Raw genomic sequence first — 1671 nt, 5'->3', positions numbered from 1 at the left:
CAGCATCTGCGGCGATGTCAAAAGCACTAGGAGTTGGAGGGTTCTGAACTCCGGTTACAGTGTTGTTGTTTGTTAGGGTGTTGTTATCAGCAATTACTGATGTGTTGGAAGTATCAGACCCGAATACTGAAACCCCTAAGCTACCACTATTGGAAACCGTGTTAGAAGTGAGTCCAAAACGAAGTTTTGCAGCTTCTGATGCAGTTACTTCAACACCAGTACCTGTTGTGTTATTAATTGTGTTACCCGAAACAGTGACGCGCGTATCTGCATTACCAGAAGCAAGAACGTTAACGCCGTTGGTTCTGGAACCAGTAATAGTATTACCAGATACGCTAACTTGAGGTTTAGCGCTATCACTTACCTCTACAGCAACACCACGTCCACGAATGTTACTAATTGTGTTATTGGAAATTGTTGTAGTACCTTGTCCATTACCAAAAGCACGGAACACAACACCCTCTGTTGATGTGGTAGTACCGTTAATCGTATTACCTGTGGTTGTGGATGTTAGATTAGCATTTTCGCTAACCCGCAAGCTAATACCTGTTCTCGTTGTATTTATATTATTGTTCGCAATTGTTGCAGTACCAGTAGCTGTACCAGACAAACTAGCCAAAATACCGTTATTGTTGGTAATGGTGTTGTTAGCAATGCCGAGATTTACTGTACTTTGACTGTTGAGTACGCGAATTGCATTTTCACCACTGTTAACGCCACTATCTCTGACAGTGTTGTTGTTGATGGTGATATTTCCAGTTGCTTGAGATAGATCAATACCTTCTCTACGGGCGCCGCTAACTATGTTATTAGAAACAATAACGTTGCTGATACTGCTACCAACAATACCGCGCGCGTCTAGATTGGTTGGAGTTACCGAGTTAGTAGTAAATTGAGTCGAGGTAGTTGGAACTCTAACGTCAAAACCAGACAAAGTACTGTTGCTAATGAACTCCAAAGCGAGGGCTAATTGAGGAAACTGTTTCAGTAGGGGCATCTGGCGATGCAGCAGGCTCAGTCTGCGCGAGTACTGGCACGCTAATAGCTAGCAGCAGTAATCCACCCGCAGACAAAATTTGCATCAACTTTATCACGGATATTCCTCTAAATAGATAATTACACTTAAGCCAGTGTGTTGAAGAAAACAAGTCTCTTGACCGAACACTGGAAATTTATCAATCTATGATTAAAAAAGTACTAATTTTGTATTATGGCAAGATTAAATTCGACCGTTTTTTGTATCAAACGGCGATTTTGTCCAAAATTAGAGATGTCATATTTTTTATAAAAATAATCATTATTTTAGCATATCTGTCCCAGATGTGCAGTGACATATATTTTTTTACCACAGAGACATCTTTCTTGTTCTGTGGTCTGTTAGATTGGTGATAAAGAATACATTCATGCACAGGCAAGATGCCTGTGCTACGGGCTTTGAATTAATTTTTGAAAGGTTTTATCTTGGGCAATTTGCTCAAAATCTATGTCGTTTTCTGCTTCTTCTTTGTAACTGGGGTCAAGATTTATTGCTTGTTGTAAATTTTCTAAAGCTAAATCTATTTCTTTTTGCAGTGCGTAACAAACTGCTATATTGTAATAAGCATCGGCATAATTAGGTTGTATAGACAGTGCTTTGTCGAAACTATCAATAGCATCTTCATCAATCTCTAG

The 1671-nt window shown here is 39.6% G+C and carries 3 protein-coding genes; all 3 read right to left on the bottom strand.

Annotated elements, in window-relative coordinates; all coding sequences use genetic code 11:
- On the bottom strand, positions 1–934 hold a 934-nt coding region (locus tag AC2JBO_RS44865; protein ID WP_496960077.1), incomplete at its 3' end, for a right-handed parallel beta-helix repeat-containing protein.
- 10 nt (positions 935–944) lie between these two features.
- Positions 945–1082 carry a hypothetical protein gene (locus AC2JBO_RS44860; RefSeq protein WP_496960076.1) on the bottom strand — a complete coding sequence of 46 codons (138 nt, stop codon included), beginning with the start codon at positions 1080–1082 and terminating at the stop codon, positions 945–947.
- 343 nt (positions 1083–1425) lie between these two features.
- Positions 1426–1671, bottom strand: a 246-nt coding sequence (locus tag AC2JBO_RS44855) for a TPR end-of-group domain-containing protein (RefSeq protein WP_496960075.1), incomplete at its 5' end; no start/stop codon positions are given.

The sequence above is a fragment of the Calothrix sp. CBUCES-K 9914 genome (assembly GCF_059640475.1).
The sequence above is the reverse complement of the archived record's forward strand: the minus strand, read 5'-3'. Positions and strand labels throughout refer to the sequence as shown.